13 protein-coding genes and 1 tRNA gene are annotated in these 15,589 nt (G+C 59.3%); 3 read left to right on the top strand and 11 right to left on the bottom strand.

The genetic code is table 11. The features are described 5' to 3' along the window. Positions 1-241 precede the first annotated feature (241 nt). From ACIQUH_RS18645 to ACIQUH_RS18610, 8 genes are all read right to left on the bottom strand, one after another. Positions 242-1,519: a type III PLP-dependent enzyme gene (locus tag ACIQUH_RS18645; protein ID WP_400817700.1), complete on the bottom strand. Its 1,278-nt coding sequence runs from the start codon at positions 1,517-1,519 to the stop codon at positions 242-244. Beyond that, on the bottom strand, positions 1,503-3,035 hold the full coding sequence (locus ACIQUH_RS18640; RefSeq protein ID WP_400817699.1) for an AMP-binding protein: 1,533 nt from the start codon (positions 3,033-3,035) through the stop codon (positions 1,503-1,505). The genes ACIQUH_RS18645 and ACIQUH_RS18640 overlap by 17 nt, the downstream gene beginning before the upstream one ends. After that, positions 3,032-3,295: an acyl carrier protein gene (locus tag ACIQUH_RS18635; protein ID WP_400817698.1), complete on the bottom strand. Its 264-nt coding sequence runs from the start codon at positions 3,293-3,295 to the stop codon at positions 3,032-3,034. Before ACIQUH_RS18635 ends, ACIQUH_RS18640 begins: the two co-directional genes overlap by 4 nt. A gap of 106 nt (positions 3,296-3,401) precedes the next feature. After that, a complete protein-coding gene (locus ACIQUH_RS18630) occupies positions 3,402-4,265 on the bottom strand; it encodes a hypothetical protein (RefSeq protein WP_400817697.1) in 864 nt (287 codons plus the stop codon). A 162-nt stretch (positions 4,266-4,427) separates the two neighbouring features. After that, the gene (locus tag ACIQUH_RS18625; protein ID WP_400817695.1) at positions 4,428-5,555 is read right to left on the bottom strand and encodes an S-(hydroxymethyl)glutathione dehydrogenase/class III alcohol dehydrogenase; all 1,128 of its coding nucleotides are present in this window, start codon (positions 5,553-5,555) and stop codon (positions 4,428-4,430) included. Positions 5,556-5,706: 151 nt separating this feature from the next. Further along, positions 5,707-7,176 carry a methylenetetrahydrofolate--tRNA-(uracil(54)-C(5))-methyltransferase (FADH(2)-oxidizing) TrmFO gene (gene trmFO, locus ACIQUH_RS18620; protein WP_400817693.1) on the bottom strand — a complete coding sequence of 490 codons (1,470 nt, stop codon included), beginning with the start codon at positions 7,174-7,176 and terminating at the stop codon, positions 5,707-5,709. Positions 7,177-7,691: 515 nt separating this feature from the next. Further along, the gene (locus tag ACIQUH_RS18615) at positions 7,692-7,835 is read right to left on the bottom strand and encodes a DUF1127 domain-containing protein (RefSeq protein ID WP_003495735.1); all 144 of its coding nucleotides are present in this window, start codon (positions 7,833-7,835) and stop codon (positions 7,692-7,694) included. 482 nt (positions 7,836-8,317) lie between these two features. Beyond that, positions 8,318-8,464: a DUF1127 domain-containing protein gene (locus ACIQUH_RS18610; protein ID WP_400817690.1), complete on the bottom strand. Its 147-nt coding sequence runs from the start codon at positions 8,462-8,464 to the stop codon at positions 8,318-8,320. Between the two features lie 646 nt (positions 8,465-9,110). On the opposite strand from ACIQUH_RS18610, the gene ACIQUH_RS18605 reads away from it, so the two are divergent. Both ACIQUH_RS18605 and tig read left to right on the top strand, forming a co-directional pair. Further along, positions 9,111-9,193, top strand: a tRNA-Leu gene (locus ACIQUH_RS18605). 240 nt (positions 9,194-9,433) lie between these two features. After that, positions 9,434-10,912, top strand: a complete 1,479-nt coding sequence (gene tig, locus ACIQUH_RS18600) for a trigger factor (protein ID WP_400817688.1) — start codon at positions 9,434-9,436, stop codon at positions 10,910-10,912. Positions 10,913-11,178: 266 nt separating this feature from the next. On the opposite strand, the gene ACIQUH_RS18595 is transcribed toward tig, so the two are convergent. Together ACIQUH_RS18595 and ACIQUH_RS18590 are read right to left on the bottom strand one after the other, a co-directional pair. Next, positions 11,179-11,511: a hypothetical protein gene (locus tag ACIQUH_RS18595; protein WP_400817686.1), complete on the bottom strand. Its 333-nt coding sequence runs from the start codon at positions 11,509-11,511 to the stop codon at positions 11,179-11,181. A gap of 11 nt (positions 11,512-11,522) precedes the next feature. Then, a complete protein-coding gene (locus ACIQUH_RS18590; RefSeq protein ID WP_400817684.1) occupies positions 11,523-12,161 on the bottom strand; it encodes a hypothetical protein in 639 nt (212 codons plus the stop codon). Positions 12,162-12,604: 443 nt separating this feature from the next. Here ACIQUH_RS18590 and ACIQUH_RS18585 point away from each other — a divergent pair, with 443 nt between their 5' ends. Next, complete coding sequence (locus ACIQUH_RS18585) at positions 12,605-13,252, top strand: hypothetical protein (RefSeq protein ID WP_400817682.1); 648 nt, start codon at positions 12,605-12,607, stop codon at positions 13,250-13,252. Between the two features lie 272 nt (positions 13,253-13,524). Here the strand turns inward: ACIQUH_RS18585 and sthA are convergent, their stop codons facing one another. Further along, entirely contained in the window at positions 13,525-14,928 is a 1,404-nt protein-coding gene (gene sthA, locus ACIQUH_RS18580; RefSeq protein WP_400817680.1) for a Si-specific NAD(P)(+) transhydrogenase, read from the bottom strand. Between the last annotated feature and the right edge of the window lie 661 nt (positions 14,929-15,589).

Raw genomic sequence — 15,589 nt, 5'->3', positions numbered from 1 at the left:
CGCCCCCTCATTCCTGTTCCCCGGAACAAGCACGAGGATGTCACAGGAATCCAGTCGACGCACGTCTGTGCGACGGGAAGAGTCTTTTCAGCCCAAGGACTTGGTCTGGCTGGATTCCTGTGACATCCTCGTGCTTGTTCCGGGGAACAGGAATGAGGGAGGTTGAAGCGGGGAACTCGAATTCAGGCGGTAACCTGCGTGCTCGCCGGAAGCCGGTTCCGGTTTCCGCTGTCCCAGCCCGTCAACGTCCGATCACCTCAATTGCCCCGTCCGCCACCAATACCTCCTTCGCCGCCGCATGGCTCAGAAAACTCGCAGGGCTGGCGCTGGCGCCATAGGCGCCCGATTGCAGGATCGCGAGGAGATCACCGGCCTTCAGCCTGGGCAGCGCCGCATTGCGGGCCAGCGTATCGAGCGGCGTGCAGAGCGGGCCGACGATGGTTGCCGTTTCCTCATGCTCCGCCAGCATCATGGCCGGTGCGACGATGGGATAATTGCGCTTGACGATCTGGCCGAGATTGCCCGAAGCCGCCAGATGGTGGTGCATGCCGCCATCCATCACCACGAAGGTGGTGCCGCGCGAGGTCTTTACCGAATTCACTTCCGCCACATAGATGCCGCCGGGGCCGGCGAGGAAGCGGCCGGGTTCGACGATGACATGGGCGCCGGCAATCAGCGAATGGGACTTCAAAAGCGCCCTGAGGTCGGGGATTGCCGCGCGGACTTTCTCAAGATCGAGCGGCGTTTCCCCGGCGAAATAGGGGATGCCGAGGCCGCCGCCGAGATCGATGGTTTCGAGCGGCTTGCCGAGCATGTCCGCCATGCGAGCGGCGAGGGAAATACCGTGTCTCCATTGCAAGACAAGCATGTCCGCATCGAGAATCTGCGTGCCGCCGTAAATATGGACGCCGACGAGATCGATATGTCGGGTGTTTTTGAAGAGCGACAGGACAGTGTCCAGTTCCTCCTCGTCGAAACCGAAGGCGGTGGCCTTGCCGCCCATGCGCATGGCGCCGGCTTGAGCATCCGGCACCGGATTGATGCGGATCGAGGCCTTGACCGGCTTGCCGATTGCCTCGATGCGGGCGATTTCCTCGGCGCTTTCGATGTGGATTTCGCCGATACCGCCCTCGATCACCTCGCGCAGTTCGGCCATGCCCTTGCCGGGGCCGGCGAAGATGATGTTATCAGGTGCGACACCGGCCTTGATGGCCGCGCGGTATTCACCGACGGAGGCGATTTCAGCACCGGCGCCTTCCTGCCGGAAAAGCGAGATGATGGCGGGCAGGGGATTGGCTTTTACCGAATAGTAGATATCGGCAAAGCCGCCGAGCGCGGTTTCGAGATCGCGATAGGCGCGGCGCATGGCGCCGGCGTCATAGAGGAAACACGGTGTTCCGGTCCCGGCGACAATATCGCGCACGGGAAGGCCGCCGATGACAAGATCGTTCCCGCTTATGTCGAATAAGGCGGCCGCAAAGGCCGGGCCGTGGCTCTGGGGTTTATCCGTTGGCGCCATTGTCCGTCCGTTCGCGCACCAGCGCGCGGTAATCCACCTTGCCATTGGCCGTTACCGGCAGTCGTTCCACCAGTTCGATGGCGCGCGGGATCATGAAGGGGGCGAGCATTTCGGCGGCCTTCTTCAGGGCGGCCGAAACATCGATATTTTCATGGGCCGCGGTTGCCACGGCATGCACCTTTTCCCCGGCAAAGGGGTCGGGCAGGCCGATGACGGCGACCTCACGGAAAAGCCCCGTCGACATCAGGCTTTCCTCTACCTCGGTCGGGCTGATGCGATAGCCTGACGATTTGATCATCGCATCGTTGCGGGCGACGAAGCTAAAGAAACCGTCGTCGTCCTCCACCGCCAGATCGCCGGAATAACACACGGTCTCGCCGCCCAGCGCCGCCGGAATGAAGGGGTGCGGGCGCAGCACCTTGGCCGTATCGTCCGGCCGGTTCCAGTAACCGAGCGACACGGTCGGGCCGCGATGCACGAGAATGCCGGGTTCGCCCGGTTTTGCCCTTTGTCCCTTATCGGTGACGATGAAGATTTCACACTCGGGAATGGCTTTGCCGATGGAGGTTGGGCGGCGGTCGATTTCGTCAGGCGGCAGGAAGGTGGAGCGGAAGGCCTCGGTAAGGCCATACATCAGGTAGATCTTTGTGTCCGGCAGCTTCTCGCGCAGCGCTTTTACGGTTTCCTGCGGCACACGCCCGCCGGAATTGGTGATGTAACGCAGATGCGGCAAAGGCGTCTTGGCGAGCGAAGGGGCCGCTTTCGTCAGGATCGCCCAGATCGTCGGAACACCGGCCAGACCTGTGACGGCATGGTCGCGCAGATCGCGGACGATTTCGTCGCCCAGCCGGAAGGTGGAGATAACGGTGGTTGCGCCCTGTTCCACCGCCGTCAGCAGCTGGTTGAGGCCATAATCGAAGCTGAAGGGCAGCAGCGACAGAATGCGGTCCCGGCCGGTGATTTCAAGATAGGTACGGACGATGCGCGCGCCGGCGAGAAGATTGCGGTGCGACAGCATCACGCCCTTGGGCGAACCGGTGGAGCCTGATGTATAAAGGATGGCGGCCAAGTCCTCGCCGATTGCCGCCGCAGGGCGGGCGGGTGTCGCGGCGCGGGTCGCGATCTCTTCCGTAAGCAGGATCGCGACATCTGGAAGGTCTTCCAGTGCCGCTTTCAGTTCAGCCATCATCGTGGTGTCGCTGATGACGATCTTCGCGCCGCAATCCCTGATGATATGGCGGATCTGCTGGGCCTTCAGCAGGGCATTGACCGGCACGAAGACGCCGGATGCCATGCTGACGCCGAAGATCGACCAGCATTCCTCTATGCCGCGTGGCAGATAGATGACGACGCGCTCACCGCGTTGCACTCCGGCTTCCTGCAATGCCGCTGCACAACGGGCCGCCGTCTCGGCGAATTCGCGATAATTCAGCGACCGGTCCCTGTGGACGAGGGCCTGATCGTCGCTCGCCGCGCGTGCGGCGAGAAGGTGGTGCAGCAGGAAATGGGGTGTCATCTCCTCCGTTCCCTGAGGACGAAGGCGATGAGATCGGCCGGTGTGCCGAGATTGTCGGGGGTGAAATGCTCGTCATCGAGAATGATGCCGAAACCCTCGCCGAGGAAGATCATCAGTTCGAGAAAACCGAGCGAATCGATCACGCCGCCTTCAAGAAGCAGCGTGTCGGCGGAAAAGGGGGCATAGGCGGGAAAACGGTTGGAGAGATAGGAATAGATGGTATCAGCAACGTCGATTTCACTCTTTTTCGCTGCAAGCATGCTTGTTCTCCGATTTCCCTCGTGTGTCCCAGAAGACCTGCCCGGAATGGCGCTTTGTCTGTAAAGGCCAAGATTCCGTCAAGTCGCGCACGATTCACTAGAATACCTACGGTGGCAATAACACCAACTCTGAGTATGTTTCGTTAATAAATTGTGGGTTCCATGCGCCTTTTACTTGTATCGGTGCAGATTTATGAATGGCAAGGCCTCCGGCCTTTCGCTCTGCCTCAAGTGCAGCCATGGTGAGCGCAAGCCGGCCATGGCCAAGAAGATGGCGCGCAATTGCGGATATGTGCCGCTGTGCGACCTGCCGGTCGTCGCAATATATGAGGCGCGCGGAGGGCAGTCTCCTGGTTGTGGTTTTCAGGAAGACCAGCGGGTAATGGTGGCTGTCCGCCTCCATGACGGCCACGATGCAGCCGAGGCGGGCGTGGTCTTCCAGCATGTTGCGCGTTTCAGCGGAGAGTATGTCCGGCGTGATGTCCGCAAGCGGGCGAAGCCGTGCGCTTGCCGGACGAAACGCCGTGAGCGGCAATGCATAAAAAAGCGTGCAGTCGGTCACCGTCGCAAAACCCAGCCTCTCGTTCAGCTTGCAGGCTTCGGGAGAGGGGGTGAGATCGGTGAAGAGTTCATCCTCGCTGGAGGAAGCCATCTGCAGCATACGCGGTGCGAACCAGCGGCAGGAAGGTTCCACATACCAGCTCGACAGGTTGACGACGATCTTTCCCGTCTCGGGCAGGCGGCTTTTGATCGTCAGCAGCACGCCTGCGGCATCGTCGCCCTTCATCAGCAATTGCCCGATCGGGCCGAGGTCACGCCGCTCGTGATGTTCGCTGACGAGCGACAACCCGCGAGACCAGAAGGCCTCGCTTTTTTCCGGGAAGCCTTTCGTCAGGAGAGCGACGGCGGCGACGCGGTTTGCGTTGTCGATCGGTACGATTTTCAGGGTCGCTCTCCGCTGGTCTGGCATCCTCTGGCCCGGGAGAGATTTTCAACTCCACCGCGTAGTATCGGCTTACGATGATAGATTTACCGTCCCGTTAATCGCAATGGCTGCAGGGCGTCGGTGGCGATCACATTTGCATGAATGGCGGGCGCGCGGTTACGCGCGTCCACCGCTGTCATTTTCCGATCAATAAACAACCACGCCGCGGATCGATTCGCCCTTGTGCATCAGGTCGAAGCCCTTGTTGATGTCTTCGAGCGGCATGGTGTGGGTGATCATCGGGTCGATCTGGATCTTGCCTTCCATGTACCAGTCGACGATCTTCGGCACATCCGTGCGGCCGCGCGCGCCGCCAAAGGCGGTGCCCATCCAGTTGCGGCCGGTGACCAGCTGGAACGGACGGGTCGAGATTTCCTGGCCGGCGCCGGCAACGCCGATGATGACCGACTTGCCCCAGCCGCGATGCGAGGCTTCCAGCGCCTGACGCATGACCCTGGTATTGCCGGTGCAATCGAACGTATAGTCCGCGCCGCCGATCAGGTCGCCGTTACGTTTCGTCATGTTGACGAGATAGGGCACGATGTCGTCGCCGACTTCCTTCGGATTGACGAAGTGGGTCATGCCGAATTTTTCGCCCCAGGCCTTGCGATCCGGGTTGATGTCGACGCCGATGATCATGTCCGCACCGGCAAGGCGCAGGCCCTGCAGCACGTTCAGACCGATGCCGCCGAGACCGAAGACGATTGCGGTAGAGCCGATCTCCACCTTGGCGGTGTTGATGACGGCGCCGATGCCGGTCGTCACGCCGCAGCCGATGTAGCAGACCTTGTCGAAGGGGGCGTCCGGGTTGATCTTGGCGAGCGCGATCTCCGGCAGAACGGTGTAGTTCGAGAAGGTCGAGCAGCCCATATAGTGGTGGATCTTGTCCTTGCCGATAGAGAAGCGGCTGGTGCCGTCCGGCATCACGCCCTGGCCCTGCGTGGCGCGGATGGAGGTGCAGAGATTGGTCTTGCGCGAGGTGCAGGAGTAGCACTCGCGGCATTCCGGCGTGTAGAGCGGAATGACGTGGTCACCCTTCTTGACCGAGGTGACGCCGGGGCCGACATCAACGACGATGCCCGCGCCCTCATGGCCGAGGATTGCCGGGAAGAGGCCTTCCGGATCGGCGCCAGAGAGGGTGAAATCGTCGGTGTGGCAGATGCCGGTGGCCTTGACCTCAACAAGCACTTCACCGGCGCGGGGACCCTCAAGCTGAACGGTCATGACCTCGAGCGGTTTTCCTGCCTGAATGGCAACGGCGGCGCGAACGTCCATAGTCGATCTCCTCAGTCTTTGTAATGTGCAAATAAAAAGGTTTTGCCCGAGCGCGGCTGGCCGGGCAAGGCAAAATCCGGTGACCCGGAATGGAAAAGGGCGTGTGCGGACACACGGCCCCGTTATTTTGGCTGATAGATGCGAGGCTGGCCTATGGCGTTGCGTCGCTCTCTTGTTCTCTTGCGACTTCCGTTGCGACGTGTTCCACGCCAAGCCACGCCGCACAATCCTTAAGCGCCCGCGCTGCGATGAGCTGGCGCTTCATGATGGTCTTGTCCTTGCCGCGAAAACGTTTCACGCCTTCGGGCTTGACGATGGAGCCCGGCTCCAGTTCGGGGAACAGGCCGAAATTGATGTTCATCGGCTGGAAGGAGCGTTTGCCCGGCTCATCATCTGAGGAGAGGTGGCCGCCGGTGATGTGGTTGAGCAGCGAACCAAGCGCGGTGGTGGCCGGCGGCAGGTTCGGGGCCTCGCCCTTTTGCTCGGCGGCGGCGAAGCGGCCGGCGAGCAGCCCGACGGAGGCGCTTTCCACATAACCTTCGCAGCCGGTGATCTGGCCGGCGAAACGCAGGTCCGGACGGGATTTCAGCTTCAGCGAATGGTCGAGCAGGATGGGGGAATCGATATAGGTGTTGCGGTGCAGACCGCCGAGGCGGGCGAATTCCGCATTTTCGAGACCCGGAATCATGCGGAATACATCCGCCTGTACGCCGTATTTCAGCTTGGTCTGGAAACCGACCATGTTGTAGAGCGTGCCGAGCGCATTGTCCTGGCGCAGCTGGACGACGGCATAGGCCTTGACCGTGGGGTTGTGGGCGTTGGTCAGGCCCATCGGCTTCATCGGACCATGACGCAGCGTCTGGCGGCCGCGTTCGGCCATGATCTCGATCGGCAGGCAACCGTCGAAATAGGGCGTGCCTTCCCATTCCTTGAAACCGACAGTGTCGCCGGCGATCAGCGCGTCGATGAAGGCGTTGTACTGTTCCTCGTCCATCGGGCAGTTGATGTAATCCTTGCCCGTGCCGCCGGGGCCGACCTTGTCGTAACGCGACTGGTACCAGCAGATATCCATGTTGATGCTGTCGCGATGCACGATGGGGGCGATGGCGTCAAAGAATGCCAGCGCATCTTCACCCGTCTCTGCCTGAACCGCCGCCGCCAGATCCGGCGAGGTGAGCGGGCCGGTGGCGATGATGGTGCTGCCCCATTCCTTCGGCGGCAGGCCCGTCACTTCTTCGCGCAGGATCGTCACCAGCGGGTGACTTTCGAGCCTGTCCGTCACGGCCTGCGAAAATCCGTCGCGGTCGACGGCAAGCGCGCCGCCGGCCGGCACCTGATGTTTGTCGGCGCAGGCCATGATCAACGAGCCGGCAAGCCGCATTTCCGCATGGATGACACCGACCGCATTGGCCGTCGCATCGTCGGAGCGGAAGGAGTTGGAACAGACCAGTTCCGCCAGCGTATCGCCCTTATGCGCATCGGTGCCGCGCACGCCGCGCATTTCATGCAGGATGACGGGCACGCCGCTCTCAGCAATCTGCCATGCGGCTTCCGAGCCGGCCAGTCCGCCGCCCACGACATGAATGGGAGAATGGGTCTTGTCTTGCATGCTGGCGTCCATGGGTGGCCGCGGGGCAAAGGCTCCCGTCTGGCGGCTGTCATTCGAGTGATTGTGTTGCGCGGGTCCCTTCAGGACGCGGCATTGTTTGCGGATGCACTAGCATGCATGGCCGGGGCAGCCAAATGTTTTTGCGAGGTGGGGCTGCGAGAGGGGCGGGCTGCCCGGTTCACGGCAGTACTGAAAAGCAGGCGAGTATTTGGGGAGCGGGCGGATGCCGCTTGTTTCTTCTCCCCGAGGGGGAGAAGTCCGCGGCAGCGGGATGAGGGGGCGAGGGTAGAGATAGATCGAGAGCTAGCCCCCTCATCCGACCCTTCGGGCCACCTTCTCCCCGGCGGGGAGAAGAAACAAGCGGCGATACTGCGGTCTTTCTTGCGGCCCTTGATTCTGGATGTGGTGATGAAGACCGATCTCCAGCAAACACCCAGAATCAAAAACGGCGCCAGAGGCGCCGCTTTTTTGCCTGTCGCTCAATCGTCGCGCCCTGGAGGTCGGGCAGCGGGACGATCGTTTACGCCTTAGCGGAACGAACGGGCTGCTACGTTACGGATGTCGTAACGGGTCAGACCGATGTCGCTCAGAGCCTGGTTGGAGAGGCTGCCGAGTTCGTTGATCGTGCGGCGGTAGGAGATCCAGTTCTTTGCAATGCGGATGGGGTTCATGGTCGTTTCCTCAATCTATCTCTGTTGATTTCGTCGGCCGGCTCAGTGTTTCTGTGCTCTCGGCTGTTGAGGTTTTATATATAGACATTGAGCCATGTTGTGCAGTGCAGAATTTAGGCTACTGCCATGCATTTGTGCACTATGTCGGCTAAATTTGCGGCTTTGAATATCATCTGGGCAAAATATGAGCGGAAATGCCTGTGTTTCAGGCGGTTTTGAGGGGTTTAGCAGCCTTTGGCGGCGCTAAAGGCGCTTTCAGGCGTAAAAAGGCGCCTCGGGAGGGGGCGCGGACACTATCCGGGTGTTGCGTAAAGGGTCAGCCATCGATGCATTTTTCATCTGCCGACCCCGCGAGCGGTTACGGGGGTGCCGCTTCGATCTGGAGAGTCGCCCAAAACGAAAAAAGGCCGGAGGCGGGGAGCCTCAGGCCTTTTTGGGTAGGTCGTCCCGCATCCGCCGCTTGAAGCGGCGGGGCGTCTTTATTAGATGCCGACGGCGGTCTTGGCGACGCGGCGGATGTCCTGACGGCCGATGCCGAGGTCATTCAGTTCGCGGTCGGTCATGCGGCCGAGTTCGGTTACGGTCTGACGATACTTGCGCCAGTTGGTCAGCGAGCGTGCAATGTTCATTTTCATCTTCCTCTTCGTGCTGTTCAGTCTCTGCGGCCAGTCTTGGGAGGCTTTGGTCCGGGGCTGAACTCAATCTCTGTATGACCATGAATATAATCGGTTTAATCAAAACAAAAACAGACAAAGCAAGATGTCACCTATGCGCGAAATGCAGGGCAAGCCGGTGAAGCGGGCTAATTGCGGCGATTCATGCATAATTTGTGACCAATTTATGGGCTTTTGGTGACGCGGGAGAGTTCCGCAATGCGAAGCTGCGCGGTTGGCCCGGGCTCGGGCGATATTAAAGAGGTGGAGCCGTGATCGGGCATTTGATCGGTGGCGAACAACGGCGATGTTCGCCGCAGGCCGCGCTATATATAATGTCAACATAGCCGCATAAATATCGCCCGCTTTGCCTTCGCACTTTTCCGCGCAGACGAAAGGGGCGGGCGGAGAGCGGCATGCGGTGCGGCTCTGTCGTTTCCGGTTCGGGATCGCGTCTGCCCCGCCGCCCATCCCTTTTCTCCGCGCGGGCGGCAAATGGCAAAGAGGGCCGCCCGTCTTTCGCCGCCGCAGCGGCGGACAAGAAAAGTCCGGAGGAAACGGAAGGCGGCGACAAGGCGTGCTTGACCCTTTCTGAACATTGTGACATACCGCCGCCCAACGTGCGGGTATGGCGGAATTGGTAGACGCATTGGTTTTAGGTACCAACGCTTCGGCGTGGGAGTTCGAGTCTCTCTACCCGCACCACAAGCAAGGCATGGCTGTGCCACGCTTGCGCCAGAGTGCATCTTTATAGGATGCGGGGAGCTTCGGGGTTCATTTCTCCCCTTTGGTCTTTTTCTCGGGTGCAGGCGTAACGGTGTCCGGCAGGCGCTTGTGTAAAGAAATAAGGGAAGCCACGGCCGGGGAACGATGTTTCCGGCGCAGTGCTCGAAAGTAAACCAACGGCTGTCTGAGCACCGCCGCCATGATGTGAAGGTTAGGAAAATGCAGGTTATCGAAACGCTCGCTGAAGGGCTGAAGCGCGAACTCAAGGTCGTTATTCCGGCCGCCGACATGAAGGCCCGTCTGGACGAGCGCCTGGTTGACGCCAAGGACAAGGTTCGCATCAACGGTTTCCGTCCCGGCAAGGTGCCGGTCGGCCACCTGAAGAAGATGTACGGCAAGTCCATCATGGCCGACCTCGTCAACGAGCTGGTTCGTGAAAAGCCTTCCGAAATCCTCTCCAGCCGCGGCGAGAAGTCTGCTACCCAGCCGGCCATCTCCATGACCGAAGACGAGCAGGAAGCCGAAAAGATCCTGTCGGCCGAATCCGATTTCGAATTCACCGTTGCCTATGAAATCATCCCGGCCATCGAACTGAAGGCCAATGACGGCATCAAGGTTACCCGCGAAGTTGTTGAAGTCTCCGAAGACGAAATCAACGAGCAGATCCTCAAGATCGCCGAAAGCGCCCGCACCTACGAGCCCAAGAAGGGCAAGGCTGCCGATGGCGACCGCGTCACCATGAACTATCTCGGCAAGGTTGACGGCGTTGCCTTCGACGGCGGCGCTGCTGAAGATGCTGAACTGGTTCTCGGTTCGGGCCGCTTCATCCCCGGCTTCGAAGACCAGCTGGTCGGCGTCAAGGCTGGCGATGAAAAGACCATCACCGTGACCTTCCCGGCCGACTACCCGGCTGCGAACCTCGCTGGCAAGGACGCCAACTTCGACATCACCGTCAAGGAAGTTGCCGCTGCTGCTGCCGTTGAAATCAACGACGAACTGGCCGAGAAGCTCGGCCTCGAATCGGCTGAAAAGCTGAAGGAAATCGTCAAGGGCCAGATCGAAAGCCAGTACGGCAACGTCACCCGCCAGAAGGTCAAGCGTCAGATTCTCGACCAGCTCGACGAAATGTACAAGTTCGACACGCCGGCTGGCCTCGTCGACGCCGAGTTCGACAATATCTGGCGCCAGATCAACACCGATCTCGCCCAGTCCGGCAAGACCTTCGCTGACGAAGACACGACCGAAGAAGAAGCCCGCGAAGAATATCGCAAGCTTGCTGAGCGTCGCGTCCGTCTCGGCCTCGTTCTCTCCGAAATCGGCGAAAAGGCCGGCGTCGAAGTGACCGAAGAAGAAATGCAGCGCGCGCTGTTCCAGCAGCTGCAGCAGTTCCCGGGCCAGCAGAAGGAAATCCTCGATTTCTTCCGCAACACCCCCGGCGCTTCCGCTTCGCTGCGCGCTCCGATCTTCGAAGAAAAGGTCATCGACAAGCTGCTCTCCGAAATCTCGGTAACGGACAAGACCGTTTCCAAGGAAGAGCTGCTGGCTGACGACGCTGAAGAAGCAACGGAAACCAAGAAGAAGGCCCCGGCCAAGAAAAAGGCTGCTGCCAAGGCTGACGACGCCGCTGAAGGCGAAGAAGCCGCTCCGAAGAAGAAGGCTCCGGCCAAGAAGAAGGCCGCTGAAGGCGACGCCGAATAATCTTGCCTGGCGAAAGCTGATTGAATGGAAGGGCCGTGGCGCAAGCTGCGGCCTTTTTTATGTTCGACGCCGTGGCGTTTGAAGGTCGGCAGTATCGCGTTGTGCAGGAGCTTCCATTTGATCTGTCTAGGACAGCTGCCCGTGCGCTGGAAGTTTGATTGGATCAAGAACAGTTTACATATATGCGGTGCCCTTGTTGCCTGGAACAGGACCCCTTTAGGCCGTCGATTGAGACCGAGTATGTGGAATATTGAGAGTTGCTTTTCCTAAGCAATAAGAGCGAACCCGACTGCCTTATTGATAGCATCGCGAACCACAGTGAGCGCACCGTTTACGATTTTCTCAACTGCGCCCTGCGTCATCATCGTTAACATCGCTATTGTTGCGATGACGTGGTAGCGCATGTTGGCTAAATGCCCTTGTACCATGCTCTTCGTGATTTCATCATTGCGATAACCCTCTATGAGCATAACTATCCGACGGGCCAATCCTTCAAACTCAACAATTGCAGCCTGACGCATTTCATTCCAGGCGTTGCCAGCAATATGTGCGGCTTTCTCTGATATCTGCTTCGATATTTTATCTGCATCTAATGACATATTTGCCCCCTTTATGGCTTCTTGGCGCGCAAACCCTTCAGTGCAACGGTGACGGATGCGTTGATGCTCTCTTGGTTTATCGTCGCAACAGTGGGAGTGAGCTTATCCATAAGCTGATGGTCGCTTTCCAGACGTTGCTGCGCAAGGCGCACGCCCCTGACCATCACAGCAAGACAATTACCGACGGGAGATGTGGTTATTTTAGACGGGCTGTCGGCACTGCCCACAGTGTTTTGCTTTTGACGCAACGTATCATCAATAGAGGCAAAATCACTTTTTCCTATGAGATTCTGAACAGGCTTGTTGAAACACTCTTTGCCGCTGAGAACATCTGCACGCACCTGCACATTCGCCAGATTAGCAGCGGATTCTGCGTAAAATTTCTGGGCCTTTTCATTCCGGAATCGGCCCTCGGGTGTTGCAGCTGCTTGCTCCATGCTCTTTATAAATTGGATTGCACTCTTATGATAGGCATTTAGCTCGTCATCGATTTTCTGATCGTAAGGGACGCCAATCTGTGCAGAGGTGCATCCAGACAAAAATAGGAAAGCTAATGCGCTCGCAATTCTTACAAAATACACCATCGCAGACGGCCCAAAATCAGACGAAATCAATTTATGGTAGAGTAAATTACACAATAAAAAAATCAACGTTATTTTTTCTTGTCAAGGGTATTTGATGGGATAATTGCGGTCATGTATACCGTAGTTATTTTATAATATATAATATTACGCTTTAATGAAGTCGTATTAATATTTTCCATTTTACTCAGTATTAATTATGGGTTGTTGATGGATACTCTTGCTTAAGTTGAGCTGTGGCCAGTTGCATGAACAGCTGCCGCAGAACAAATATTCGCCCGTCGTTCTGATCACAATGCAGTGCAGCATGATTTTTTGCTGCATCTGCTCTTGTTCATCTCCCGTTCATCTGGCACCCTGCGCAGCATGATTTGCCCCGGTCGCGGAATGCGGACGTTCGGGCATTGCGCGCCGCTTTCATGTGGCCTCATCGCTGCCAAACCATTGGCCTTGAGCTTTTACCGTGCCTGCCGGGTTCTCCCGGCGCGCCCTTAATTTGCCAGGGGACAAATATGTCGCTCCGAACGGGTTCTGCCCTTTTTTTATCGCTCTTCACCGCTGCGGGTGCAGCCCATGCCGACGAGGCCGGGTTGATCTGGAAGCCGGTCAAGAATTCAGACCGTTCCTATACGGCGCGCATCGGCGCGAAGCTACCGGTCGATACGCCGATCCGTGCCGGGCTGGAAATGGGCATGAGCGCTTCCAAAACGGGGCAGCTGGTGGATACGCCGGTGCGCCTGTGGGGCAATGTCACGCTGCTGGCCGAACAGCTGCCCGGTGTTTCGCTCGCGCGTGACGTCGGCGTCATGTTCAACGCGCTCACGGGGTCGAGCAGCGTCTCCATGACCTCGCAGCAGAAGCGTATCGTCACGCCGGAACTGGATATCGAGGCGAACCGCAATTTCACCGTTCGTTATGACGGTACGGCGCAGCAATGGAACGGGCTCGATGTGTCGCAGTCATTGCGCCTTTCCCGTTCGGAAACCGGCACGGCCTTCGTGTTGACGGGGGCGAGCCGCAACAGCTTCAGCGAGTTCAGCAGCGGTGTGGCGGTGGAGCAGAAACTGGGCGATCATCTGACCGTGCGCGGGACGCTCGATCAGGGCTATGCGGATCACTTTAGGCCGGGGGTGAGTGCGCGGTATAGTATCCGCTGGTGAGGGCGGTTCCATCTGCGTTGGGATTGCTGAAAACTCGGCGTCATTCTCGGGCTTGACCCGAGGATCCATGGTGCGCCGGGTTGTGGATCCTCGGGTCAAGCCCGAGGATGACGACGCAGGGGTTTGGCATCGTGGCCGCGGGATGAGTCTTCTTGGCCCAGGGACTTGGGCTGGCTGGACCTTCGATCAAATCCGGGGCGACGAGGAGGGAAGGCTACGACCTCAACAAAAGCGCTTGCACGGCATTTTGCCGCCCCGCTGAATATTCCGCCTCAATCCTTCTTGATCTCACCCATGCGGTTCCAGGCATCCAGCCCGGCGATCTTGTAGGCCTCGGCCAGCGTCGGATAGTTGAAGGTATTCTCGACGAAATATTCCACCGTGCCTTTGAGGTTCAGCACCGCCTGGCCGATATGCACCAGTTCGGTGGCGCCTTCGCCGACGATGTGGACGCCGAGCAGGCGGCGGGTTTTGAGCGAGAAGATCATCTTCAGCAAGCCGCTGTCGAGGCCCATGATGTGGCCGCGCGAGGTTTCGCGGAAATGGGCGATACCGCATTCATAGGGAATGCCGCGTTCGATGACTTCTTCTTCGGTCAGGCCGCAGGTGGAGATCTCAGGCACGGCATAGATGCCGTAGGGGAAGAATTGCGGCGGTTCGCCGGCCGGTGCGCCGACGGCATGGCGGGCGGCGATGCGGCCCTGTTCCATCGAGGTGGAGGCAAGGCTCGGGAAACCGATGATATCGCCGGCGGCATAGATGTTCGGCACCGAGGTCTGGAAGGTCTCGGGATCGACCTTCAGGCGGCCGCGGCTGTCGGCCTCCAGCCCGCAGGCCGAAAGGTTGAGCGTATCGGTGGCGCCGACACGGCCGGCGGCGAAGAGCACCGTCTCGGCTTTCAGCACGCGGCCATTGCCGAGCGAGACGAGGCACTTGCCGCTTTCGTCGCGCTCCACCTTTTCCGCCTTCTGGCCGAAGACCAGCTTCATGTTGCGGTCGCGCAGCTGATAGGTGAAATCCTCGACGATTTCCTTGTCGATGAATTCCAGCATGGTCTCGCGCGGCTCCACCACCGTCACCTGCGTGTCCAGCGCGCTGAAGATCGTCGCATATTCGATGCCGATGACGCCGGCGCCGACGACGATCATCGAGCGCGGCAGTTCCTTGATTTCGAGAATCTCGTCCGAATCGAGCACCGCTTCGCCATCGAAGGGAATATGCGGCGGCCGGTAGGGCCGGGTGCCGATGGTGAGCAGAATGGAGGTGGCGGTGACGGTCATGATTTCACCGTCGTTCTTCACCACCTTCATGGTGTTGGCATCGATGAAGCTTGCCGTGCCGCGAATGTGCTGCACGCGGTTGCGGGCGAACTGGTGCTCCAGCACCTCGACCTCATGGTCAAGCGTGATGAGCAGGCGGCGGCGCAGGTCTTCGGCGTCGATTTCCTGCTTGACGCGATAGGAGCGGCCATAAAAACCGCGCTCGCGCCAGCCGGTGAGATTGAGCGCCGTTTCGCGCAGGGTCTTCGATGGGATGGTGCCGGTGTGCACCGAAACGCCGCCGACGCGGCTGCCTTTCTCGATGACCAGAACCCTCTTTTCAAGCTTGGCGGCCTGAATGGCGGCCCGTCTTCCCGCCGGACCGCTGCCGACAACAATCAGATCGAACTGGTGCATGAAAAACCCCGGAACAGAATGTATTTCGATACCGGATGTCGCATCCGGCATGGCGTCGCTGCGAAATGGTCGTGATGCCATTTTGACGACGGGGAGTGATTCCCCTTCAGCCTTGCCCGCTAGAGTGCAATGCAACAAACGCCTGCGTCAATCTGTAGCGCAAGAATCTGACGGATTCGTAACTGGGGGTGAGGTTTTCAGCGGGTTGTGTGATTCATGGTGAGGGCGGAGGTGCGCGGGGCTTTACCCCCCTCTGCCCTGCCGGGCATCTCCCCCTCAAGGGGGGAGATCGATCTGCGGCGAGGTCTCGCCCATCTCAAAGCCTAAAGATGAAGTGACGGTGGAGCGACTTGCCGATCTCCCCCCTTGAGGGGGAGATGCCCGGCAGGGCAGAGGGGGGGTAAAGCCCCACGCACCTTCGCTCACTTCCTGAAAATACTCCAAAACCCCAACAGCTTCATCCCGCACGGCGCTGCCGGACGGGGATAGCGTGAGGATGCCGGGCGATTGCCCGGCTGCGCTCTGGTTGAGGTTGGTGTGGGTCGGATGCGTTGCGCAGCCGGGTCTTTCACCATGCCGTATCTCGCAAAGGGCCGTGCACCGCGCTTTGCGAAATGGTTCTGTCGTCACGAACGCGCCACCGTCCCCATCAGAACCGTCC

The organism is Agrobacterium sp. NPDC090283 (assembly GCF_044769685.1).
GTDB lineage: Bacteria > Pseudomonadota > Alphaproteobacteria > Rhizobiales > Rhizobiaceae > Agrobacterium.
The sequence above is the reverse complement of the archived record's forward strand: the minus strand, read 5'-3'. Positions and strand labels throughout refer to the sequence as shown.